Origin of the sequence: Pseudoalteromonas sp. UBA2102, from assembly GCF_002331165.1 — a bacterium.
In the GTDB taxonomy this organism is placed as follows: domain Bacteria; phylum Pseudomonadota; class Gammaproteobacteria; order Enterobacterales; family Alteromonadaceae; genus Pseudoalteromonas; species Pseudoalteromonas atlantica.
This window is the reverse complement of record NZ_DCYU01000031.1, coordinates 28872-52512: the sequence shown is the minus strand read 5'-3', so window position 1 is coordinate 52512 and position 23641 is coordinate 28872. Positions and strand designations below refer to the sequence as shown.

21 protein-coding genes are annotated in these 23641 nt (G+C 38.6%); 17 read left to right on the top strand and 4 right to left on the bottom strand.

Going from position 1 to position 23641, the window contains the following annotated elements:
* On the bottom strand, window positions 1-524 hold a 524-nt coding region (locus tag B2R65_RS03535), incomplete at its 3' end, for a TetR/AcrR family transcriptional regulator (RefSeq protein WP_286741157.1).
* A gap of 132 nt (window positions 525-656) precedes the next feature.
* On the opposite strand from B2R65_RS03535, the gene B2R65_RS03530 reads away from it, so the two are divergent.
* Window positions 657-1199 (top strand): carboxymuconolactone decarboxylase family protein, encoded by a 543-nt coding sequence (locus tag B2R65_RS03530; protein ID WP_029773647.1) that lies wholly within the window; start codon window positions 657-659, stop codon window positions 1197-1199.
* Between the two features lie 63 nt (window positions 1200-1262).
* On the opposite strand, the gene B2R65_RS03525 is transcribed toward B2R65_RS03530, so the two are convergent.
* Entirely contained in the window at window positions 1263-1793 is a 531-nt protein-coding gene (locus tag B2R65_RS03525) for a hypothetical protein (protein ID WP_055255511.1), read from the bottom strand.
* A gap of 53 nt (window positions 1794-1846) precedes the next feature.
* Here B2R65_RS03525 and B2R65_RS03520 point away from each other — a divergent pair, with 53 nt between their 5' ends.
* On the top strand, window positions 1847-2230 hold the full coding sequence (locus B2R65_RS03520) for a DUF1294 domain-containing protein (RefSeq protein WP_286741153.1): 384 nt from the start codon (window positions 1847-1849) through the stop codon (window positions 2228-2230).
* A 38-nt stretch (window positions 2231-2268) separates the two neighbouring features.
* On the opposite strand, the gene B2R65_RS03515 is transcribed toward B2R65_RS03520, so the two are convergent.
* Window positions 2269-2625 carry a PEGA domain-containing protein gene (locus B2R65_RS03515; RefSeq protein ID WP_096042733.1) on the bottom strand — a complete coding sequence of 119 codons (357 nt, stop codon included), beginning with the start codon at window positions 2623-2625 and terminating at the stop codon, window positions 2269-2271.
* 171 nt (window positions 2626-2796) lie between these two features.
* On the bottom strand, window positions 2797-4770 hold the full coding sequence (locus B2R65_RS03510; protein ID WP_096042734.1) for a serine/threonine-protein kinase: 1974 nt from the start codon (window positions 4768-4770) through the stop codon (window positions 2797-2799).
* 484 nt (window positions 4771-5254) lie between these two features.
* Here B2R65_RS03510 and tagH point away from each other — a divergent pair, with 484 nt between their 5' ends.
* From tagH to tssG, 15 genes are all read left to right on the top strand, one after another.
* The gene (gene tagH / locus B2R65_RS03505; protein ID WP_286741149.1) at window positions 5255-6529 is read left to right on the top strand and encodes a type VI secretion system-associated FHA domain protein TagH; all 1275 of its coding nucleotides are present in this window, start codon (window positions 5255-5257) and stop codon (window positions 6527-6529) included.
* 15 nt (window positions 6530-6544) lie between these two features.
* A complete protein-coding gene (tssJ, locus tag B2R65_RS03500) occupies window positions 6545-7009 on the top strand; it encodes a type VI secretion system lipoprotein TssJ (protein ID WP_286741146.1) in 465 nt (154 codons plus the stop codon).
* A gap of 14 nt (window positions 7010-7023) precedes the next feature.
* Window positions 7024-8352, top strand: coding sequence for a type VI secretion system baseplate subunit TssK (gene tssK, locus B2R65_RS03495; protein ID WP_286741143.1), 1329 nt, complete (start codon window positions 7024-7026; stop codon window positions 8350-8352).
* Between the two features lie 20 nt (window positions 8353-8372).
* Window positions 8373-9653 (top strand): type VI secretion system protein TssL, long form, encoded by a 1281-nt coding sequence (gene tssL / locus B2R65_RS03490; RefSeq protein WP_286741140.1) that lies wholly within the window; start codon window positions 8373-8375, stop codon window positions 9651-9653.
* 10 nt (window positions 9654-9663) lie between these two features.
* Entirely contained in the window at window positions 9664-13173 is a 3510-nt protein-coding gene (gene tssM / locus B2R65_RS03485) for a type VI secretion system membrane subunit TssM (RefSeq protein WP_286741137.1), read from the top strand.
* Window positions 13155-13883, top strand: a complete 729-nt coding sequence (gene tagF / locus B2R65_RS03480) for a type VI secretion system-associated protein TagF (protein ID WP_024032881.1) — start codon at window positions 13155-13157, stop codon at window positions 13881-13883. Before tssM ends, tagF begins: the two co-directional genes overlap by 19 nt.
* Window positions 13876-14673, top strand: a complete 798-nt coding sequence (locus B2R65_RS03475) for a PP2C family protein-serine/threonine phosphatase (protein WP_286741134.1) — start codon at window positions 13876-13878, stop codon at window positions 14671-14673. Before tagF ends, B2R65_RS03475 begins: the two co-directional genes overlap by 8 nt.
* 186 nt (window positions 14674-14859) lie before the next feature.
* Window positions 14860-15972: a type VI secretion system protein TssA gene (gene tssA / locus B2R65_RS03470; protein ID WP_024032879.1), complete on the top strand. Its 1113-nt coding sequence runs from the start codon at window positions 14860-14862 to the stop codon at window positions 15970-15972.
* A 16-nt stretch (window positions 15973-15988) separates the two neighbouring features.
* Window positions 15989-16492, top strand: coding sequence for a type VI secretion system contractile sheath small subunit (gene tssB, locus B2R65_RS03465; RefSeq protein ID WP_024032878.1), 504 nt, complete (start codon window positions 15989-15991; stop codon window positions 16490-16492).
* On the top strand, window positions 16489-17979 hold the full coding sequence (gene tssC, locus B2R65_RS03460) for a type VI secretion system contractile sheath large subunit (protein ID WP_024032877.1): 1491 nt from the start codon (window positions 16489-16491) through the stop codon (window positions 17977-17979). The genes tssB and tssC (B2R65_RS03460) overlap by 4 nt, the downstream gene beginning before the upstream one ends.
* A 36-nt stretch (window positions 17980-18015) precedes the next feature.
* On the top strand, window positions 18016-19542 hold the full coding sequence (gene tssC / locus B2R65_RS03455; RefSeq protein WP_024032876.1) for a type VI secretion system contractile sheath large subunit: 1527 nt from the start codon (window positions 18016-18018) through the stop codon (window positions 19540-19542).
* 2 nt (window positions 19543-19544) lie between these two features.
* On the top strand, window positions 19545-20321 hold the full coding sequence (locus tag B2R65_RS03450; protein WP_024032875.1) for a type VI secretion system accessory protein TagJ: 777 nt from the start codon (window positions 19545-19547) through the stop codon (window positions 20319-20321).
* Window positions 20322-20338: 17 nt separating this feature from the next.
* Window positions 20339-20824, top strand: coding sequence for a type VI secretion system baseplate subunit TssE (gene tssE / locus B2R65_RS03445; RefSeq protein ID WP_064387136.1), 486 nt, complete (start codon window positions 20339-20341; stop codon window positions 20822-20824).
* Window positions 20821-22647, top strand: coding sequence for a type VI secretion system baseplate subunit TssF (gene tssF, locus B2R65_RS03440; protein ID WP_248443413.1), 1827 nt, complete (start codon window positions 20821-20823; stop codon window positions 22645-22647). Before tssE ends, tssF begins: the two co-directional genes overlap by 4 nt.
* Entirely contained in the window at window positions 22644-23633 is a 990-nt protein-coding gene (tssG, locus tag B2R65_RS03435) for a type VI secretion system baseplate subunit TssG (protein ID WP_286741125.1), read from the top strand. Before tssF ends, tssG begins: the two co-directional genes overlap by 4 nt.
* Window positions 23634-23641 lie beyond the last annotated feature (8 nt).

Sequence of the window (23641 nt, the reverse complement as noted above, 5' to 3'; positions counted from 1 at the left end):
GGGCGGTTAAAATAGCCACGCAGCCCAGTAAATTGCACCTGAAAAAACTGCGCGTATTCAAGCGCGGTAAGGTTGCTGCTTAGCTCATTATTTTTAATGGCTTGAGCAAACAAGGTGGTTAAGTAGGCTTCAAACTTTGCTGATAGATCTAGGCTTAGCTCGTATAACGAGGCGTCTTTTTCTGCAAATTCGCTGTTTGCTTTTACCAACATACAAATAGCACTTGGGCTACAGTCTTTGGTTTTAATAATTACGTTTTCTACAAACGCACGCAAACCACCTAAAACAGAGTCAGAACTTGCTAAAAACCCATCAATTTGGCTTTTCATTTGTACTGTGTAGTCTTTTAAAGACTCGCTGTATAGGCCTTCTTTAGAGCCAAACGCCGCATATATACTGCCTGGGCGCATGTTAATGGCTTCTTGTAAATCGCGGGTTGAGGTGGCGTTAAACCCCTTTTCCCAAAACAATTGGCTTGCAACGCGAATTACATTATCGCGCTCAAATTTAACTTTGTTTGCCATTTTAATCTCAACTATTTTGAACGTATGCTCAATTTTAACTTGAACGGTCGCTCAAAATCAAATAGTATGTGTCTCGAAGTTACTTAACCTGACACTAGGTTACTCAAACACATTAATTTATTGGAGCAGAACATGGCAGAATTTACGTTATATACTCAAGACAACGCACCAGAAGAATCAAAATCGCTTATGGCTGATTCAGTAGCAGCATTTGGCATGTTGCCTAACCTTCACGCCGTAATGGCCGAAGCGCCTACGCTACTTAAAGGTTACCAAGTACTGCACGAGTTATTTCAAAACACCTCGTTTAACGCAGAAGAGCTAACTGTGGTATGGCAAACAATTAATGTTGAGCACGAGTGCCATTACTGTGTACCAGCACACAGCGCAATTGCCGCTTCAATGAATGTAGACCAAGATATTGTTGATGCCCTAGTAAACAAAACACCACTTGCAGATGCAAAACTTGAAACACTACGTGAAACCACACTTGCAATGACACGCGATCGCGGCGTAATTAGCGATCAGCAAATTGAAAAGTTTTTTGCAGCAGGTTACGGTAAACAGCAACTACTAGAAATTGTTGTAGGCTTATCGCAAAAAGTAATGAGCAACTACACTAACCACCTTGCTGATACACCAGTTGACGAACCATTTAAAAAGTTTGCTAAATAATAGCGGTTTTATAAATAACAAAGGCAGCTTAGGCTGCCTTTTTGTGTTTTAAGCGAATGGCCATTATTTAAATTTAACGGCTTTAGTGCTGCGTGTATAAGTACGCTGCTCGGGCTTAGTCCACTCACCCTTTTTTAAATAAGAAGTTGAAACTACAAACGTATCGTTTTTTAGTTCGCTGATCGAGCGCACTTTAGTAATACCTTCTTTACTGCCTGTTACCTCTTCATACGCTACAAATTGGGTAGGACTGAGCACTTTCATGGTGCCTTTTGTGTAAAAACCTGCGGTAGTAAAATAGTAAAACACCAATGACTCTTTTTTACTGTCGTAAAAAATCATTGATTCCCCTCCATACTCACCTTCATTAATAGAGTGCTTGGTATGTATAGCTTTACCATTTAATGCGCGCTCCCAGTGGCCAACATCTTGTACAGGTTTTGCACCTTTAGGTACGTCAAAATCGGCCTGCCATGTACCTAAATAAGGTTTAAATACAGCGAGTTCTTTATCAAGGTTACTTGGGGTATCAGCGGCGTAGCTATTAAAGGCGTATAAGCATAATACTAAAAATAGGGCTTTAAAGTATGTCATAATTTGGCTCTTATTATTTTGGTTTAACTCTTTTTAGTATAGGCGATCATGAATTGATAAAGAAAACATTAATCACCTTCTCACTGCTTTTTTTGGTCGCAGTATGGCAAGCTCATTGGCTTTATAATATGAGCATTTATATACCAAGCTACTTTACAGGTTTAAGCTTTTTTACTTTTATAATGTACGCATGGGATAAACGACAAGCTAAACTATCAGCGCATAAAAAAGTAAACCGCACACCCGAGCGCACGCTTCAGTTACTGTCGTTACTAGGCGGTTGGCCCGGCGCACTCATTGCACAGCAATGGCTTAGGCATAAATCGCAAAAACGTCGTTTTATAGTGGTGTTATGGCTGTGTATTGTTGGGAATGTGAGTGTAATAGGGGCTATTACATTTTTTGCAGTAAACATGAGAGTTATGCCTTTAAATTAATGTGTATTTAAAGGCATAAATACAATTTTACACGGTGTTTAGTTTGCAGCTTCAGTTTTGGCTACTTCATCTAACTCTACTGTAAGTATGGTTTTTTTATCAACCACAACCCACTTACGATAAGTTTGGTAACCTGGTTTGCTTACCTCAACATCGTATTCACCTTCTTTTAGTTCGATCGCGTCTTGGTATACCGGTTTGATATTCATAATACGTACGCGAGCGTCATTAGGGTTAGTAATTACGGTAAGTGAGATTGGAGCAACCACTTCGGCTACTTCAGCCTGAACATCGGCAACATTGTCTTCAACTTTTTGTTCAGTTTCATTCATATTTGAAGTGTTTGCACAGCCACTTAAGATGAGTAATGCTGCAAGTGCGGTTATTTTTTTCATTGGTACTCCATAAATCATTATAGTAATTAAAATTGCGAAATATCATGGAGGAGTACAAGCGTTAGCTTAACTCGTCGTCCTTGACTTTCGTCGGTAAAACTAAGTGTTCATCAACTTTTAAAGTGTATTGTAAAAGCAAAGCCACAATCGCTTTGCTTTACTGTTTATAAGTTACAATAAAACATTATCAAGTGATTGAGTAATGGCTTCACTTCGCTCTACTAGTTGTTCAGCAGTACGATACATTTTTCTCTTCATTAAGGTATTCGCCATTGTAATGTATCGTTTAGATAACTCTTGCTTTAAAGAAACCAAAAGCGAAAAGTCTGATGGTAAATCCACTGACTCCACGTTAATCTGCTCTTCAAATTCTAATAGTTCTTTGTATTGTTCAATGCCTTCCAGCTTTTCTGTGTAGCGATTAAAGCGTGGCTGATAAAATACAACAGCATCTGCAGTTGGAAATTGTGCTTGCTGGCCTTTATTTACTTTTTCCTGATACAAGGTGAGAGCATCGATTGCCGACTCTCTTTTGAGCAGCTCAGCAAATTGCAGCTCTTCTTTTTGCGTATTAGTAAAGATGGCTTTCCCTACGTTTAATAACGCTTTTTGTGCAATAACGTCGTCTTCTTGTATAGCTTTGTCGAGCGCTAGCTTGTAGTTATCAAAGTGAATTTGTGAAGGCTGATAGACGTACGTGTCATCGACCTGTTTTAAATCGATAATTAACTGAGGAATACTATTGTTATCAACTTCGTTATAACGAGATTGCTCTAAAAGTAAATTAATTCGCGATGTAATATCAAAAATAATAGATTGTCTTTCTCTTAAAATGCTTTCCAGTTGCACAGAAAGCTTTTCTGAATCTGGGTAGTATTCAAGTGCCTGAGTGTATACATCTATTGTTTCATCGAAGTTTTTAAACTTATCACCACTATTATTTAGCTGATTAGCCATACCATCAAAGCTTTGCAAAACACTCTCTTGATTTACACGCAATAAGCCTTGCTTTAAAACTTCGTATTGCGGCGGTATTTCAGAAAGCTTATCGAGTATGCTTGGGCCATTCCACGACATCCACGTTTTTACTTGCTGATTTATCGCCTGAGCATTGTCTAATTTTGCTTCGAGCTGTTTTACATTGTTATCGTTAGATAAGTAATATTGCCCTGCTAATACTGTAGCAATCACTAAGCTTGCTACTAGTGCGATAGCTGGTTTGTAATTATGGTTTAATTTAGCAGTAATGGGGTCGAGTGAACTTAATCTATCAGAAGCGTTTAATGCAATTGCTTTATTTAAGCTACCCCACAACCATAATGGGCAGTTACTAGGGCGTTTGGCCGTGGCATCTTTTGCTAGCTTATCGGCTGCTACGCGGTTAAATGGATGTTTGCTGCTTAATAGTTCAAGGGCTATACATGCGTAAGAAAATACATCATCTTTAACTGATGCTTCTGCACCTTTAAGTTGCTCCGGGCTTGCATAGGTGGGGGTGTAACCACCTACAACTGCGGCATTTTGTTGGTTTTGAACAGCATAGGCATCTTCAATGGTTTTATGTTTCGCAATACCAAAATCAAGTACTTTTAAGTTGCCGTTAGAATCAAAAATAATATTCGATGGCTTTAAATCATTGTGGATAACACCGCGTGCATGCGCGTAAATCAGTGCATCAGCTAACTGCTCTAAAATCACTTTGGCTTTTTTAAACACCATGCCAGTGGGTTTATTTCTTTTTATTATTTGCTCAAGTGTTTCGCCTTCAACAAGCTCCATTGTTACATAGTGAAGATCGCCATCTGAACCTGCTGAATAGACTTTAACTATATTAGGGTGAGCTAACTGTTGTGTTTTAGTGGTTTCATCTTTTAGGAGAGTGATGGCCTCTTCTGAGTGTGAAAACTCTTCGAGTAACACCTTTATCGCCACAAACACTTCAGGGCGGCTTGGGCTTTCTAAAAATAAATCCCTTGCGCGATAGATATAACACATACCGCCTTGGCCAATTAATTCTTCAACCAAGTAACGAGCAGATATTTTTTTGCCAATTAGATTGAGCTTATTTTTAGCTTGGGGTTTTTTGAGATTTGAATCAAGCGACGCTATCTGAGTTTTATCGTTAGAATTATTGATACCGCTCATTATAAATCCTTTTATTGTGTATATATAAATAATTGCAAAGGTGAATTTTTATCGTTTTTATCAATTCTCCCTTTGATAACGGCAGTATTTTTACAAAAAAAGATTACTTTAGCAATCTTTCTAGCGTAGAAGTTTCATACAAAATTAATTATGTCGCCTGTTTTAACTCACTTAAAATTTGTTTTTATTTTTAAACTTAAAAAATAACGTGCTTAAAAGGGCTGTAAAAGGCGTAAAAGGTACATTCATCGGTAATTTTTCACTTTATTTTGTTTGGGATTAAGTTTGTTGCAGTGTGCTGAAAAAGGAACATTCAAACGGTAATTTAATTATTGGATTTCATGTTTTTAGGTTTATTAAATTTATCATTGTCTTCAAAATTAAATATATGTGTATATTTTTATATATTAATTTCAATGTTGACAATAGTTTCGCTTCTACTTTATCCTAATAAAAATGTAGATTTATGGGACTAACTTATCAAATGGAACTGATACTAAATATAACTAGTTATCATAGACTCTCGCCTGAAATTGAAGCTTCTAAAACAACTAAACACTCTCTTATTTTTGGCCGCTCGGAAGCGTGCGATTGGCACTTGCCTGATCCTGAAAAAATAATTTCTAGTCGTCACGGCCGTATTGAAAAAGAAGGCGATTCGTTTTACTTATACGATACCTCTACTAACGGAACGTTTGTTAATTTTGGCGTGTCTGCGCTTGGTCAAGGCAATAAACACCGTTTAGCGCACAGTGATGTGATTACTGTGGGGGACTTTCAAATTGAAGTCGAGTTAGCTGATTCTCAATCTACGACAGCATACACTGAAGCACGCCCAAGTACGGATGACTTTGCACTAAGAAATAGTGCCCCGGCACCTGAAATAGATAATTTTTCTTCAAGTGACTTATTTTTAAATGAATCTATTTTAGATGAGTCAATGCCTGCTGTTTCAATGAAAGAAGAAAACATGGCACAGCCTGATAATCAAATTCCTGAAAATTGGGATGGATTATCACATTTAATGAACCCTGATGTGTCAGTCTCACCGCAAAACCATTTTGATGATGTTGCAGTGGCAGAGCAACCCGTTAAAGTTGAGCCACAAAAAACACCAGAACCCGTTAAGCAGCCAGTAAAACAAACGCAAACACACGCTAGTACCGCAAGCGCTAATTCTGCTTTATCTGAGGCGTTTTTAAAAGGTTTAGGTGTTAAAACTGAGCTTCAAAATGCCCTTAATACACCAGAGTTGTGGTTTGAAATGGGGCAAAGTTTAAATTTATTATTAAACGAGCTGATGGAGTCATTAAGACAACGAGCATTGGTAAAAAATCAATTACGTTTGAATCAAACCATGTTTCAAACAAAGCAAAATAACCCTATAAAATTTTCTGCTGATATTGATGATGTTATTCAGAATTTATTCATAAGAAATAGTGCAAGCTTCCTGTCGTCTCGTGAATCGATTAAAGAAAGTTTTACTGATACACGAAGACATGAACATGCTTTATTAGCAGGAGCTGATGGTGTACTTAAAGGGATTTTAGAGCAGGTTTCTCCCCAGCAGATCACCCAGCAAGTAAATGAAAACTCTAATGTATTAAAGATTATTCCAGGCCAGTCAGAAGCAAAATGTTGGAAGATATACCAAAGCCTTCATGAGGAGCTAGCGCATGATGTTAATGCTAAAGGCGCTATGGCGTTATCTGACGATTTTTTAAAGGCTTACAATGATAAAACTCAAGAAACGTTTTAGGAAGGAAAGTAAATAATGTCTAAACTTAAGCTCTTTTTTATGAGCATTAGCCTACTCTTTTTGACGGTTGGGTGTACCACCGTAAATAAAATAGTGCCGCCTTCAACTGATTTAATTATTAATGTTTCTAAAGATGTAAATCCAGACACATCAGATAGACCGTCGCCAGTTGTTATGAAAATATTTGAACTTAGTTCACGAACAATTTTTGATACGCAGGACTTTTTTAGCTTATACGAAACGCCTGAAAAGCTACTGGGTCCAGATTTACTTAAAAAAGATGAGTTAGAGCTACAACCAAACTCAGTACAAAAATACAAAATGAGCCTTAACAGAAATACCCGTTATGTGGGTGTTGTTGTGGCCTATAGAGATATCGACCAAGCAAGGTGGAGAGCCGTTATTGAGGTTGATCCAACAGGCTATGACGATATAGATGTAAATGTTGAAGCAATTGCTACATACATGAGAGAGCGATAAAAAGGATTTGTAAAATGGGTGATAACACTCGTGTTGCGTGGACTGAAGGGATGTTCTTAAGGCCGCAACATTTTCAACAATCAGATAAGCATTTTTCTAACTTAATAAATCAATTATGCAAAGGGAATTTATCTGATCCGTGGGGCATACTTGATATAAGTATAGACACACAATTATTGAGCTCAGGGCAGTTTGCTCTTGAGTCTTTAAGTGCTATCACGCCTGATTTACTCCCAATTGAAATGCCGCAATCAACCCCTTTACCTGAGCCATTAGTGGTTAATAAAGACGTGTATGATGAGGTGGTATACCTTGCCATCCCTGCATTGAAAAGCAGTGGTATTAATATTTCAGCGCTGGATGAAAATATCGTCACGCGCTATAAGCTAAATGATCTAACAGTTAGTGATGACTCTTTGGGAGCTCAATCTCAAGAGGTAATTCAGGTTGCTAAAATCTATAGCAAACTTGTGCTTTCATCAGATGATCACGCTGGTTATATTTTGCTACCTGTGGCGCGCATTATTGAAGTAAGCAGCGAAGGAAGCATTAAGCTTGAAACTAAATACATACCTGCCTCTTTAAAAGTAGGTCAATGCAAGCCGTTACTCGGTTTAGTAAGAGAAATAGGCTCTATGATAAAACAGCGTGCAGAGAGTATTTCTGTGCGTTTATGTCAAGGTTATGCAGGGAGCACCTCTGTTGCCGACTTTATCATGCTGCAAACCCTTAATAAGTACGATGCTGTTTTTGACAATCTACTTAGCGTGAATAACCTCCACCCAAATGTATTTTATACCCGTCTTATTGAGCTTGCTGGCGAGCTATCTACTTTTAGTACTGCGAATAAAAGAGTACCAAAGCTGCCTAAGTACGATCATGAAAATTTGGGCAAAGTATTTTCTGAAGTAGTTAATTTCTTATATCAATCTTTAAGTCATGTTATTGAACAAACTGCGACAGAAATTAAATTAGAGCAAAGCAAGTTTGGTATTTCGTTTGGCGCACTAAAAGATAAATCTGTACTTAACTCGGCACAATTTGTTTTAGCAATAAAAGCAAGTGTACCGCACGAAGAGCTGCGCAAAATACTGCCCTCACAAATTAAGATTGGTAGTGTAGAAACCATACGTGACTTAGTTAATAACCAAATTCCTGGTATTACCATTAGTAACTTACCAACGGCCCCGCGCCAAATCCCATACCATGCAGGTTTTCATTACTTTGAGTTAAACAAGCAGGGTGAACATTGGGAAAAACTTCGTTCAAGTGGTGGTATCGCTATCCACTTATCGGGCAATTACCCTGAGCTACAAATAAGCCTTTGGGCAATTAGAACCTAACTTTTAAAGGAAGAGTTTCAATGGACGAAACCATTATAAAACCTCGCCCTGGTAGACTAGGGCGTGACACTTCAAACACTCCTAATGTTGATAACGATGCTGATAAAACAGTGATGTCTGTTGAGCCTGTTGCCAGCAGTGTTGCTAATACGTCTAAAGTTTCAATTTTTAAAAACCCACTTTTAGAAGCGGCTACAGATTGTTTTTCAATTGTAATTTCGATTAGCCAAGCTAAAGAGATGACAAATATTGCTGCTTTAAAGCATCGCTGTGTTGAGGCTGTAAAGCGCTTTGAAGTTGAAGTGCGCAACCAGGGGCTTTCTAAAGATGTCATTACCAACTCGCGTTATTGCTTGTGCGCGATTTTAGATGAATCAGTTTTAAATTCTAAATGGAGCTCAATGGAGTGGGCTGATGAGAGTTTACTATCGACGTTTCATAAAGAAACGTTTGGCGGTGAATACTTTTACACCCTGCTTGATAATGCACTGGCTCAACCTGAACAACACAAACAATTTATTGAGCTGCAGTACCATTGCTTAAACTTAGGCTTTAAAGGTAAATACAGGCTAGACAACGGTGGCGATACTAAAATAGAAGAATATCGCTCTCAAATGTATCACCTTTTAAATCAATTAGATGGCCCATTGAATAATAAACTTTCACCTAATTGGAAGCAGCGTGTTGCCGCTGGCGTAGAGCTTAGAAATCAAGTTCCGCTTTGGGTGATTTTTTCAGTGCTGGGCTTAGTGCTGTTAATGGTTTACTTATTTATCAATATGAAATTAAACGACGGCGTTACTTCACTTAACGATAAGCTGGCTGTTATTCATCCTATAGCGCAAAACGAAAGTGTAGATAAAAAAGATAAGCAACTATTAGTACTTGAGCAGTTACTGCAAACAGAAATTCAGATGGGGATTGTGACAGTAAAGAAAAACCTAGACCGCATAAGAATTTCAATAAACAGCGAAAGTCTATTTAATCAAGGCGATGCTAAATTATTACCGTCAATTCAACCCATTTTAGAAAAGCTAGCACTTAGTTTAGAAGGAACAAAAGGGCGTATTTTAATTACTGGGCATACCGACGATACGCCTATTCGGACTGATAAATACCCATCAAATTGGCACCTTTCTTTAGCCCGTGCAACGCAAGTTGCTAATTCTATGGCTAAAACTACAAACCTAAGTGGCCGTTTATGGCCTGAAGGTAAAGGTGCTGCAGAGCCTATCGCCAGCAATTCAGATTCAGCTTCTCGGTCACTAAACCGACGAATTGAAATCGATTTATTATTTTAATGAGGCTGACATGAGTTTTTCACACAAAATAAAAAAAATTACTTACGTACTTACTTCTAAAACAGCCATGTTAATTATCGGCTTTTTGGCGTTATCTTTACTAATTTGGTTTGGCGGTCCGCTTATTGCGATTGCTGACTTTATCCCTTTAGAGAGTGTAGCAGCACGGCTGTTAACTATTTTGTTTGTTATTTTAGTGTTTGCTATCACCAAAATTTATAGCTTAACGCAACAAAGCAAACGCGATGAGAAAATGGCCGATGAACTAATTGAAAGCGATGAGTCGAACAGTAACGAGGTGAATGAAGAGATCACCACGTTAAAAAATCGCATGAATGAAGCCATCAACTTACTCAAAGATGTAAAGCTATTTAAAGGTAAAAATATATATCAATTACCTTGGTATATTATGATTGGCCCGCCTGGTGCCGGTAAAACAACGGTTATTAATAATTCAGGATTAGACTATCCGTTAAAAGATAAGTTAGGTGTGGATTTAGTCCACGGTGTAGGTGGTACACGAAACTGTGATTGGTGGTTCACTAATAAAGCTGTACTTATCGATACCGCAGGGCGATACACTACACAAAGTAGCCACGCAAAACATGACTCACGCGCATGGGAGGGCTTTTTAGGGCTTTTACGCAAGTACCGCCCTCTACGCCCCATTAACGGTGTAATGATCAGCATGGGTATTTCTGAGCTCATGAGTCAAACTAAAACAGAGCGTAACCTACATGCCCGCGCAATTAAACAGCGCTTACAAGAGTTACAAAATCAGTTGGGTATGACTTTTCCAGTGTACGTTATTCTTTCTAAAGTTGATTTAATTGAAGGTTTTAGAGAGTTTTTTGGCGAGCTTACAGAAGAGGAATGCGAGCAAGTTTGGGGTGTTACTTTTGAGTTAGACCTAGATAAAGACACTCAAGTTGAAGCGTTTAACAAAGAGTTTCACGCATTAATTTCAAAACTGACAGAAATGCTTAATCGTAGGCTGATTAACGAGCGTAATGAAGAAATACGAGCCAAAATTTTCGAATTTCCGAGACAACTTCGTGTGCTACAAGGTGTGGGCGATGCATTTTTAAAAGAAATTTTTACCCCTAACGCTTATGAAGAACTCCCTATGTTTAGGGGCGTATATTTGACCAGTGCAACTCAAGAAGGGAAGCCAGCTAGCTTTCTAAATGACGTGAACTCAGCAGATTCTAGTTATATAAATCAATCGAAAAGCTTCTTTATCAAAAACGTTTTAGAAGGTGTAATTTTCCCTGAGCAAAACCTAGCTAGCACTAACAAACATCACGATAAGCAAAACAAATGGCTCAGAGTAGGTAGTATTTCTTTAGCCAGTATTGCGGTAATTGGTTTTTCTATTTCGTGGTACTTTAGCTTTGCATGGAATAATAATTTAATGGCTGCTACAGATGAAGCCATTGAAACTTATCAGGAGTTAGATGCCGCCTCGTTTGATAGAAGCAACTTATTAGTATTAAACGACAGACTCAATGCGCTAAGAAACTTACCAGCTAACAACCCTGCGTTAGTTGATGACGATGAATCTCAGTCAATAGGTTTTAATAAGCTTAATGAAATTAAACAGTCATCTACACAAGCCTATAACAGGTCTCTACAAACGTATTTAGAACCCTATATCGCAAATACGTTAATTAAAGAAATGGAAGCCTACCCAGAGCACCTTAGCTATTTATACGAGACGCTAAAGTGCTATTTAATGCTATTCCAACCTGAATACTTTGAAAGTGAAGATATTTCGGCTTGGTTTAATGCATACCTAGAAAGAAATCTACCGGGTGATAAAAATGCGCTAACTCGCGGCCAGTTAATGAACCACATTGCTGCCTTACTAGAGCTTGGCGTTAGTCAAACCAAAATAGATAATCAAGCAGTGCGTATAGCTAGAGCTGAATTAACTAAGTTACCAATAGCCGAAAGAGCATACCAACGCCTACAAGCTGATTTCCTTGATAGCAGCATTCCGCCGTTTAGATTAACAGACATTATTAGTTTTGAAAGTGCGCAAAAATTCACATTCAGAAACAATGGCGAGCTGACTCGAAGTATCCCTGGTTTATATACCTTTAACGGTTTTCACGGCATTTTTAATGTTGAAAAAAGTAAAATGCTTGGAAATTTGATGGCAAGCAGCTGGGTATATGGCGAGGAAGCATCGGGCACTTATGATATTTCTAAAGAAGAAATTGAAAAGAAATTAGAGCAGCGTTATTTCCAAGATTATGTCTTCTTTTGGCAATCATTTATCGACGATTTAAGCCTTAATCAGTACAGCTCACCTGCTGAGGGTGTGAATATTACTGATGTACTTGCTGGCTCAGAAGCACCGATTAAAAACATTATTATGGCTGTGCAAAAAAATGTGCAACTAACCAAATTGCCGGTGTCAGAGAATCAAAAAGCAGCGGGTAAAGTTGCCGCTAATGCCGCTGAAATTGCAATGCAAACTAAAGCTAACAGAATTAAGCGTTTTTTACCTGACGAAGCCCCTAAGTTTGACATTAAACTGCCAGGTTATCAGGTTGAAGAAGCGTTTGAAGATGTTATAAATATTGATGCTCAGCAATTAGATAACATTCAGAAAAACCTCAGAGAGCTTAATGTATATCTAACTAAGCTTGATAGAGGTGATCAGTTAAAGTCATCAATAAAAGATCAAATCAGTGGAAAAAGTAAACCAAGTTTCATTCGCCAACTTGAGTTCCAAAGCCGTGATCTACCTTACCCATTTAATAGCTGGTTATTAGATATAAGCAGAGATACCAGTAATATCACTAAAAATAGCGCTAACAGACACTTAAATGAGATTTGGAAAAGCCAAGTTTTACGTGAGTACAACGCAGCTATTGTGGGCCGATACCCTTTCTCTCCTTATGCACAAAAAGAAGTGAATATGAAAGACTTTACACGCTTCTTTGGACCAGATGGCACTATTGATAGCTTCTTCACTAACTATGTAGCGCCAAGTGTGGATATGAGTTCGAGTCCGTGGAAGTTTGAAAAAGACATTGGCATAAGCGCTGATACACTAGCCATGTTTGAACTAGCCCATCAAATTCAAACGGTATTCTTCGATGGTGGAAGTGCAACACCTAGAATTGAGTTTGGATTAAGAACCGTTGAATTAGATCAAACTGTCTCTAAATTTAGAGTGGAAATAGATGGCCAGTCCATGTCATATCGTCATGGCCCAATCAAAATTACTAACTTTGTATGGCCAGGTTCATCAGGGCAAAGTACCACAAGAATTGAGTTTACGCCGCCAAGTGGTGGCCGCCCAATTAATACGACTTACCAAGGTGAATGGTCGCTTTATCGCATGCTAGATGAGCTAAGCGCTAAAAGAGCTAAAACACGTGAGGATTTAGAGTTACATTTTTCTCTCATGGGTAACAACGCAAAAGTTGAGCTATTGCCAAAATCAATTAGGCATCCATTTTGGAATAAAAGTGTAGAGAAGTTTTCATGTCCGACCCGATTATAAATATAGGCTACCTCGGCAAAGTCCCTAGCTTGGGGGACTTTGTTCAAGACAGCGTTTCGAAAGAATTTTCAGAGCACTGGGAGCAATGGCTGCAAGCAGCTATTGCTGTAAGCAAGGAACAGTTAGGCGACAATTGGCAAGATAACTACCTAACAGGTCCTGTATGGCATTTTGCTTTATCGCCAAATATTGTTGGCGATAAAGGCGTAATGGGAACCCTATTACCGAGTATGGATGCTGTAGGGCGCCATTACCCATTTACAGTGGCCAGTACATTAGAAGTTGCGCCGATAGAAGTATTAAACTCGGGCGTTTTCTCCTTAGAGTACGAAGACACTGTACTTAAAGTGCTCGATAGCTCTGTTGACCTTTTTACGTGGAGAAAAGACGTTGCTAAATCGATAAGCACCCTTATAGCGCCTAAAAAGCAGCTTAGTATTTCTCCCTCTAGCGACAAAAATAAAGAAGGTGAAGCATTTGAGTTCTCAGGTGATGAGCTATCAAGTGATGTTTTAAAAGACGCCCTACATGCACTTTTATATAAAAAGCATGGTGATTATAGTGTTTGGTGGACACACGGTTCATGCAATATAAAGCCTATGATGCTTGTTACTTCAGGACTACCGCCTGTTAACCAAGTTGCTGCTATGTTAGATGGCCGATGGAAACATTGGGAATGGAATTACACACAGGTAAAAAATAGTGATTAGCAATTTAAGTACAAGTTACGCAATAACTCATCGCGGTGCAGTTAGGCAATTAAATGAAGACTCTCATGTTGAAATTAATAGCCATAACTTATGGGTAGTAGCTGATGGAATGGGTGGACATGAAGCGGGTGAAGTTGCAAGCCAACTAGTCGTAGATGTTATTAGAGCAAAAGTTGAAGAAAAGACACTAGCTACGCTTAGCGTTTCTCATATTGTTTCAGCTATTGAAGATGCAAATCGCCAATTAAATGATTACAGCGCTCAGTACTTAGGAAGTAAAACGGCGGGCAGCACAGTAACCGCCTTATTTATAAAAGATAATCAATATTACGTTTTGTGGGTAGGTGACAGCCGGGCATACGTGCTGCGAAATGGCCAATTACAGCAAGTATCGCGGGATCATAGCCAAGTAAATGACCTTATCGATGAGGGCGTAATTTCAGTCGAGGAAGCAAAAACGCACCCTCTTTCGAATGTGATTACGCGTGCAGTGGGCGTTACAGACGAAGTTAAAGTAGATGTAGTACAAGGTGAAGTAAATACTAATGATATTTTCTTACTTTGTTCAGATGGCTTAACAGGCGAATTGTCTGATGAAGAAATATGTTTGTCATTAGAACCTAATAGTATTATTGATTCAGGTATGGCGCTAATGCATTCTTCTTTAGTAAGAGGTGCACGCGATAATGTTACCTGTATTATAATTAAATATGGCCATGAAAATTTTAGTAGCAAATCGGAAACATACAAAATTCAAGATGAAGCTACAATTCCACTTTTTACTAAATAATTATTTATTACTAATTATATAATTTTAAGTGTTAATTTATTTATATTGAAAGTTTATTGTTTATATATTTGCAATTATTTTGGTTTAAACACAATTGTAACTAGGCTTGTATTTTAATATAAAGAATGTAATATGAAATCCGCTCCGCTTTATTGGAGTTTTATGGATAATTATTAGGACGACGGAATGTTTGTATTTGAAGAGTATATTTCCCCTATTTCTGAAACTGAGATCGCAGGTTTAGACCCTCGCTCGGATGTTTCTCCTACGTCGACTTATTACGCCTTAAAAGATTTAAGAAACCAACTTCGTGCCGCTGAAAGAAACGCGTTAGTAGACGAAGAAGGTATTTCATCACTTGCTCGCGACTGGTTACCTTTATTAGAGCAATGCAGTAGCGCAATTAAATCACAAAGCAAAGACATTGAGTATTTAGCATGGTTTATTGAAGCTTTATGCCGAATTCACGGTTTTAAAGGGCTTGCCTTTGGCTTTAAAGTGGCTAGCCACTTATTAGATAATTATTTCGACGCGCTATACCCTACCCTCGATGCAGACGATGAAATTTCAGACAAAGTATCGGCTCTTGGCGGATTAAATGGCTCCGCAGGTGAGGGGACTCTTATTATCCCCATCAAAAGCATACTGTTAACTGACAGTGTTAGCTTAGACCCTTTTACATTTTGGGAATATCAGCAAGGTTATGATATTTCAAGGTTAAATGATGAGAAAAGAGAGAAAAAACTAGCACAAGGCGCGGTCGATTTTGAATTAATCGAAAAAAGCGCTGCAGAGACAAGCACTGAATTTTTTGTCAACTTAAAGCAAGATATAGAAGAGGCAATTACTGAGTTTGCCCAGCTTAGCGATGTGATGGATAAAGTGACTGGGCAGCCGCAACCTACCTCAAATATTAAACAAGCGCTTGAAGTAAGTTTGGCAGCCGTTAACCACATTGCAGCGGATAAACTTGTTGCAGCTGAACAGGCTCTCATCTCTGAGCAAACGCAAGAGCAACTCACTCAAAACGATGAAGAGCAAGATGCTGTTGAAGCGCCTAAAAAGGCCATTAACCAAGCAATTGATTCTCGTGAGAATGCGATAAATAAGCTTAAAGAAATAGCGGCGTTTTTTAGAAAAACCGAACCGCATTCTCCAATGTCATACACGATAGAACAAGTGATTCGATGGAGCGAATTATCGCTGCCTGAATTATTAAATGAATTAATAACAGATAGTGATGCTAGGACCGGGTACTTTAAGTTGTCTGGCATTAAGATCAGCGAAACTGAAACATAAGTAAAAGGAGTTCTCTATGAGTATCCATGATAAATTAAAACGAGTACGTAAGCCTCGCGTTCACATCACTTATGATGTTGAAACTGAAGGGACTGCGGTAAAAAAAGAATTACCATTTGTTGTTGGTGTAATGGGTGATTTTTCAGGTGATAACACTGAAGCATTAAAACCATTAAAAGACAGACGCTTTATTCAAATTGACCGCGAAAACTTTAACGATGTTTTAAAACGCATGAGCCCTTCATTAAAACTTGTTGTAGAAAATACACTGAGCGATGATGACTCTGAGTTTGAAGTTAACCTTAGCTTTAAATCAATCGATGACTTTGAGCCTGCAGCAGTTGTTAATCAGGTAGAACCATTACGTAAGCTAATGGAAACACGTAATAAATTACGCGATTTAATGACTAAGATTGACCGTTCAGAAGAGCTTGAAAATGTTTTAGAAGAAGTATTAAGCAATACTTCAAGCCTTGATTCTATTGCTAAGGAACTTAAGCTAGAGGAGACTGAAAAATGAGTGCAGAGCAACTAAGTACTGAATTAGAGTCAACAGCTGAGGCAAGCTCATCGTTATTAGAGCAAGCAATTGGCGCCACTAAGCAAACTGATGCAAGTCGTGCAGAAGAACTACTTAAAACATTAACTGAAGAGGCATTAAAAGGCACAGTTCAATGGAATAAAAACATGACTGTGACGTTTAATGAAGCAATTCAATTAATCGATCAGAAAATCTCAAAGCAGCTTAGTGTTGTTATGCACAGCGAAGAGTTTCAAAAGTTAGAAGGTTCTTGGCGTGGTTTGCACCACCTTGTAATGAATTCTGAAACCAGCTCAACGCTTAAAATTCGTGTTTTAAACATGAAGAAAAAAGAACTACATAAAGATTTAAGCAAAGCAGTTGAGTTTGACCAAAGCCAAACATTTAAAAAGATTTACGAGTCTGAATTTGGTACTCCTGGTGGCGAACCTTATGGCACAATTGTGGGTGACTTTGAATTTACTAACCACCCAGAAGATGTGGAAACGTTAAGCCTAATGTCGAATGTGGCAGCAGCTGGTTTCTGTCCATTTATTGCCGCTTCTTCACCGTCTTTATTCGGGTTTGATAACTGGGAAGAGTTGACTAAACCTCGTGATTTAGAAAAAGTGTTTGAATCATTAGAGTACACAAAATGGCGCTCGTTCAGAGACAGCGATGATTCACGTTTTGTATCGCTAACTATGCCTCGCTTCTTATCACGTTTACCTTACGGTGCAGCTTCTAAACCTGTCGAAGAGTTTAACTATGAAGAGTTTGAAGTTGAACCAAAAGCAGGCCGTTCAGTAAGCACTGATAATAGCGACTACTGCTGGAGTAATGCAGCTTACGCAATGGCCACTAATATGACCAAAGCGTTTTCGCAATACGGTTTTTGTACTGCGATACGTGGTGCTGAAGGTGGCGGTAAAGTTGAAGGCCTACCAACGCATATTTTCACAAGTGATGATGGCGATCCGGATCTTAAATGCCCAACAGAAATTGGCATAACAGACCGTCGTGAAGCTGAGCTAAGTAAACTTGGTTTCTTACCTCTGTGTCATTACAAAAATACCGATTACGCTGTTTTCTTTGGTGGCCAAAGCTGTCAAAAACCACAAATATATTCAACGCCTGATGCAACAGCTAATGCTGCAATTTCAGCTCGCTTACCTTACTTAATGGCGACGTCTCGTTTTGCACATTACTTAAAAGTGATGGCGCGCGATAAAATTGGTAGCTTTATGGAAGCGGAAGATGTTGAGTCATGGTTAAACCGCTGGATTCTATCGTATGTAAATGCGACCGAGGGTGGTGGCCAAGATATCAGAGCACGTTACCCATTAGCCGATGCAAAAGTATCAGTTAAAGAAATACCAGGTCAGCCAGGCGCTTATAACGCAGTGGCATGGTTACGACCTTGGCTACAAATGGAAGAGCTTACCTCTTCATTACGTCTTGTAGCTAAAATTCCAGAGATTGGTTAATTAACTAGTCTTTAGCGTTAAGGATAATGCAGTAAAATGAATCACGAAGAGTTTTCATTTATAAATCAAGACTACGCTTTTCACCAAAAGTCGCAGTCTAGAATTAGCGATAATGATGCTTTGCTTGATAGGTTTTTGAACGAAAAAAACTTAGACAAGGCACTGTTATTGTGGCTTGAAGGCTCTTCTGATTCACCTATCTCTTGGACAAAAGAATCGCTTGGTCCTTATTTACAACGAATTATTGTTGAACTTGATCAGCTAATTTCTCAACAGCTAAATAGCATTATTCATGCTACACGATTTCAAAAGTTAGAAGCCAGCTGGCGTAATTTATGGTGGTTAACCCTCCAAACAGAGCAATACGACAAAGAAAATAAAGTAAAAATAAAAGTATTAAACTGTGATTGGGCAACCCTCTCTAAAGATGTAAACAAAGCGATAGATTTCGACCAAAGTTACTTTTTTCAGTTACTCTATCAAAGTGAATTTGATAGTGCCGGTGGCGAGCCTTTTGGTGTAGTAATTGGCGATTACGAAATTAGTAATATGTCATCTAATGGCACTATTTATAACGATATTGATACTATTAAAGAAATCTCGCGCACTGCAGCTGCTGCATTCTCACCATTTATATGTTCAGCGTCTCCAAACCTTTTTGGCGCAGATAACTTTTCTGACCTAGGGTACTACGCAGATTTATTCAATCAATTTGAGCAACCTGAATATGTAAAATGGCAAAGCTTTAGATCAATGGAAGAGGCACGCTTTGTTGGTTTAACGTTACCGCATGTTTTAGTCAGAGCTCCCTACAGTAACGATGGTAAACGCCATCAAGACTTTTATTTTAAAGAACAAATAAAAAACCCCGAAACAGATATGTTATGGGGTAATGCTGCGTTTCAGTTTGTCTCAACAATAATTAGGGCTTACTGTGATAGCGGATGGTTTGGGCATATTAGAGGGATAGAGCCTGGTAAAGTGTCAAAAGGGCTAGTCACAGGGCTTGCAAAAGACAGCTTTGCAAACGATACCTACCAAAAAGAAGCTAAACCGCCATTGGATTTATTGGTAACAAGTAAATTTGAAAAGCAGTTCTCTGAACTTGGATTTATTCCAACGTCATCAGTAACTAATACTGAACATATTGTTTTTTATAGTAATGCATCGGTACAAAAAGCAAAAAATTACGAATCCAGTGCAGCTAATATAAATGCACGCCTTTCATCTATGTTGCAATACATTTTATGCGTATCTCGCTTTGCACATTATTTAAAAATACTTGCCCGCGATAGAGTCGGTTCTTACATAAATGCGCATGCGTGCGAGCGCGACTTACAGTCGTGGATCAATAATTATACAACGGCGTCAGACTCAGCATCTGAGCAAATCAGAAGTAAATATCCACTGAGTAATGCGCGCATAAAAGTAAGTGAAAACAAAGCAAATCCAGGTCACTTTTTTTCTGTTTTACAACTACAACCCCATTTTCAATTAGATCAAATGGTCTCGAGCATTAAATTAATAACAGAGCTCAGTCCTCACCACAAAATAAAGGAATAACCATGAAGAAAATACATAGCTTGATTCGCGAGGGAAAACTAACTGAAGCACTATCTTTGTGTGCTACAGAGCTTCAAGATGAACCTTTAAATTTTGATATAAGAAGTATCTATTCAGAATTACTTTGCATAAATGGTGATCTAGAAAAAGCAGACAAACAACTCGACTTTATGGTTCAAAAAAATCCTGAGTTTGCTGTAGGTGCTGTGAATCTTAGACATTTGATCCGTGCTCAGCAATCACGAATAGACTTTTACCAAGGTAAAGGGATCCCTAAATTATTTCATGATGCTGATGAGATAGACACGCTGTTTTTAAAAATGCATGTGGCATTGCTAGAGGGCGAAATAGACGAAGCTGCTGAGCTTTCTGCGCAAATGGAAACGTTAAGAGTTACGACGTTAGGTGATGCAGAGTCTGTGGCACGCGACTTGGACGATACATTAAACCCTTATTTAGAAGTATTAGGGACAAATGGCGAATTTTACTTGGCAAATTTTGATGAAATTGAATCGATAAAAGTAGAGCCTGTAAGTTCAGTATTAGAAAGCATTTGGCTACGCGTTGAAATAACGATTAAAGAAGGCCCTTCAGGCACTGCACATTTACCGCTTGTCTATGCCAATGCTGAATCGGATCTTGAAAAATTAGGTCAGGTTTCGGACTGGGTTGAACTCAAAGATGAATTCATTATTGGTAAAGGCATGAAAATGCTGTTTGTGAATGATGAGGCGATCACAATTCCTAATTTAAAAATTAATGCTGTAGAAGCAGCATAATTTATATTTGAGCAATAATGATAGAACATAAGCAGCAGCTTCAAGCATCTATTTTAGATAGGCTCATTGATGATGAGCCTGACTTTCAAGATGCACCATCGCGTACCGAAGGGATCACAATAAGTGAGCTACGTAAAAATGTGCGCAGAGATATAGAAGCACTGCTTAACGCCCGTATTCAATGGCATACGTGGCCTACACAATATAGTGAGCTTGCTACATCGTGTTTATCTTACGGTTTACCTGATTTTTCAAGTATGTCGGTCAGTTCTCACGAAGGTCGAGCACTGCTATGCGAGACAGTTAGAAACACTATTTTAAAATTTGAGCCACGATTTTTAGAAGTTGAAGTATTTACTGATGAAGAAGTACCGGTTAATCGCGTTTTAAACTTGCGTATTAATGCGCTTTTATACGCTGATCCTGAGCCAGAATTTATAAGCTTTGATTCTGAGGTAGAGCCCGTAAATTTAGGTATGAAGATTATTGAGGCATCATTATGAACGATGAATTATTAAAATATTACAATCGTGAATTAGCATTTGTGCGTCATTTAGGTAAAGACTTTGCTGAGAAATACCCAAAAGTAGCTGGGCGTTTAAAGCTTAGTGAAGATCATGTTGAAGACCCTCATGTATCACGGCTTATTGAATCGTTTGCATTTTTAACAGCCAATATTAGACAAAAGCTAGATGACAGTTTTCCTGAATTAACGGATGCTTTATTAGGGCAGATGCTACCAGATTATCAAGCACCTATCCCTTCTATGTCGATTGTAAAATTAGAAGCCGAAAACCTTTCAACCGCGGGTGTTGTCATCCCAAGAGCAAGTGAAGTTGAAACTAACGTTGATTCTATGAAGCAATGTAAGTTTCAAACCTGTTACGAAACCTACCTTTGGCCCATTGAAATCACTAAAGCCCAGTTTGATAACAGCCCTTTTGTAGCGCCTAAGCCGCGTTGGCATGAAAAGGCAAAGTCTATATTTAAGTTAGAGCTAACCGGTGAATACAAGGGCGTTTCGCTTGCAGAAACTGGTTTAGAAAAACTTCGCGTATATATAAACGGGCAGTGGCACCATACTCTTAAAGTGTACGAACTGTTATTCAAACACAGCATTGGTATAGCCATAGATAATGGCGTAGAAGGCATTAAATACTTATCAAAAAACCAATTAAAAGCGGTCGGGTTTGAAACACACGAAGCGGTTGTTCCCTACTCTCAGCGCTCTGCTGCCGGTTATCGTTTATTGGTTGAAAACTTTACTTTTCCTGAGAAGTTTCGTTTTTTTGAACTTGAAGGCATACGCGGCGCATTACCTAAAAACTCCAACAAATGTGATATCTATATATACCTTGATACTGAGTCAAGTGAGCTTGAGAAACAGGTTGATGAGGATATGTTTTTACTCGGGTGTACGCCAATAATTAACTTATTTGAACAAGAACTTGAGCCAATTCGCCCTGAGATAAGTGAATACGAGTATCAACTTGCACCGCGTTATATGGACTCAGAAATTTCTGAAGTGATTGGTATTTCAGAGGTTATAGCGTTTGATCACAAAGGTAATAAACAAGTCGTAGCGCCATTTTATGGTCAAACTCATCCAAATTATCAAGGTCACGAAGACCTATTTTGGCATATAAGAAGAGAAACAGCGTCGTGGGCGGGCGGTTATGTAGAGTCTGGCACCGAGACATTTATGTCATTGGTAGATGCCAAATTTGAAAACAGCGCTATGGAATATGGTGAAGGTAACTCTGTACTCACTGTACGCGCACATTGTAGCAACCGTAATTTACCAGCGAGTATGCCATTTGGCGACGATGAGCTTGGATTACTAATGCCAGAGCGCGGCGATGTAATTAAAAAAATTCGTTGTTTAGCGCCTTTTACACATGCAGTTAGACCCGTATTAGCCGATGCAACGCGCTGGCAGCTTGTTAATCATTTAACACTCGATACGTTTAGCGGTGAAGATGCGTGTAATAAATTAAAAGAAGTACTTCGTCTGTATGACTTTAGAGCATCGCCTCAAACCAAAGGGCTAATAGATAATATATATCGCGTTAGTATTGAGCCTGCAACCGCGCGTGTTATTCAAAAAGGCAGGGTAAGTTTTGTAACTGGCAGCGAGATAGAAATTACTTTTGCTAACGATGATTTTTCGGGCAGTGGCATGTTCTTTTTTGCCGCAGTGTTGGATCATTTCTTTGCTCAGTTTGCCGCTATAAATAGTTACACACGTTTGAGCTTGCGCTTAAAAGAGCAAGAGCAAATATATTATCAGTGGCCTGCGCGCGTAGGTGATAGACCACTACTATGATAAAGCAACTGATTGCCCAAGCTTCTCAAGTCGATTTTTATAAAGCGGTTTTCATTATTGAAAACCAGCTTAGAAAGCGTGGCTTAGATTATCGCCACGTCGGTTACGATAGCAACCCAAAGCAAGAACTAATAAAATTTACGGCCACCCAAAAGTTTGGCTACCCGGGAAATGCAATTACTAAGCTAGAAGAAACTGGCTTTGAAGATGGTCTGCACAAGGTCAATATGCAGGTTTCATTTATGGGGTTAACTGGCTGCTCTGGTGCATTACCGCAATTTTATAGTGAACTGGTTATGCAAAGGCTGCGCTATAAAGACACGACCATGCGCGATTTTTACGACATGTTTAATCATCGTCTGATCTCTTTGTATTACCGAGCTTGGAAAAAATATAAGCCTTCATTAAACCATGTAAACAATGACAAAAATAAAGACCCATATACCAAAATATTGGGGCTATTAAGTGGTGGCTATAATGAGCATCAGTTGCATTTTTCGGGTTTGTACAGTCGAAAAATTCGTAACGCATTTGATTTACAAAGTGTGCTTAGCTCATACCTAGGTTGCGAAGTAAAAATAAAACAAATGGTTGGTCAATGGCATGAACTTCACCAACAAGAGCAAACACGCCTTGCAAGCCAAGTATTATTTGAAGGTCAGCATGCGCAGCTAGGTGTAGATACCATGCTAGGTAAAAAGGTTTGGGATGTCTCTTCTAATATTGAAGTGCATATAAAATCAAACGATCCAAAAAAAGCAAAACTTCTTTTACCCAAAGGGGCTTTGTTTGAACTCGCAAACAAAATTACTAAAGACTACGTTGGAAACTCAATTCAGTTCCGCTTAGTTATTGAAACTGACTTTCAGCATTTAGGCGCCGCTCAGCTGGCTAAGAATGACTGCCAATTAGGCGCAAATTCTTTTTTAGCGGTACAAAATAACAAATCAAAATCTAACCCTACTAAGTTATCGTTTAAGGGATAATTAAAATT

Coding starts and splice junctions, on each gene's coding strand:
- tssJ (WP_286741146.1), top strand. CDS start 6,545: ATGTCTAAACTTAAGCTCTTTTTTATGAGCATTAGCCTACTCTTTTTG.
- tssC (WP_024032877.1), top strand. CDS start 16,489: ATGAGTGCAGAGCAACTAAGTACTGAATTAGAGTCAACAGCTGAGGCA.
- B2R65_RS03450 (WP_024032875.1), top strand. CDS start 19,545: ATGAAGAAAATACATAGCTTGATTCGCGAGGGAAAACTAACTGAAGCA.
- tssC (WP_024032876.1), top strand. CDS start 18,016: ATGAATCACGAAGAGTTTTCATTTATAAATCAAGACTACGCTTTTCAC.
- tssG (WP_286741125.1), top strand. CDS start 22,644: ATGATAAAGCAACTGATTGCCCAAGCTTCTCAAGTCGATTTTTATAAA.
- B2R65_RS03525 (WP_055255511.1), bottom strand. CDS start 1,793: ATGACATACTTTAAAGCCCTATTTTTAGTATTATGCTTATACGCCTTT.
- tssL (WP_286741140.1), top strand. CDS start 8,373: ATGGACGAAACCATTATAAAACCTCGCCCTGGTAGACTAGGGCGTGAC.
- tssM (WP_286741137.1), top strand. CDS start 9,664: ATGAGTTTTTCACACAAAATAAAAAAAATTACTTACGTACTTACTTCT.
- tagF (WP_024032881.1), top strand. CDS start 13,155: ATGTCCGACCCGATTATAAATATAGGCTACCTCGGCAAAGTCCCTAGC.
- B2R65_RS03510 (WP_096042734.1), bottom strand. CDS start 4,770: ATGAGCGGTATCAATAATTCTAACGATAAAACTCAGATAGCGTCGCTT.
- tssE (WP_064387136.1), top strand. CDS start 20,339: ATGATAGAACATAAGCAGCAGCTTCAAGCATCTATTTTAGATAGGCTC.
- B2R65_RS03515 (WP_096042733.1), bottom strand. CDS start 2,625: ATGAAAAAAATAACCGCACTTGCAGCATTACTCATCTTAAGTGGCTGT.
- tssA (WP_024032879.1), top strand. CDS start 14,860: ATGTTTGTATTTGAAGAGTATATTTCCCCTATTTCTGAAACTGAGATC.
- tssB (WP_024032878.1), top strand. CDS start 15,989: ATGAGTATCCATGATAAATTAAAACGAGTACGTAAGCCTCGCGTTCAC.
- tssF (WP_248443413.1), top strand. CDS start 20,821: ATGAACGATGAATTATTAAAATATTACAATCGTGAATTAGCATTTGTG.
- B2R65_RS03530 (WP_029773647.1), top strand. CDS start 657: ATGGCAGAATTTACGTTATATACTCAAGACAACGCACCAGAAGAATCA.
- tssK (WP_286741143.1), top strand. CDS start 7,024: ATGGGTGATAACACTCGTGTTGCGTGGACTGAAGGGATGTTCTTAAGG.
- tagH (WP_286741149.1), top strand. CDS start 5,255: ATGGAACTGATACTAAATATAACTAGTTATCATAGACTCTCGCCTGAA.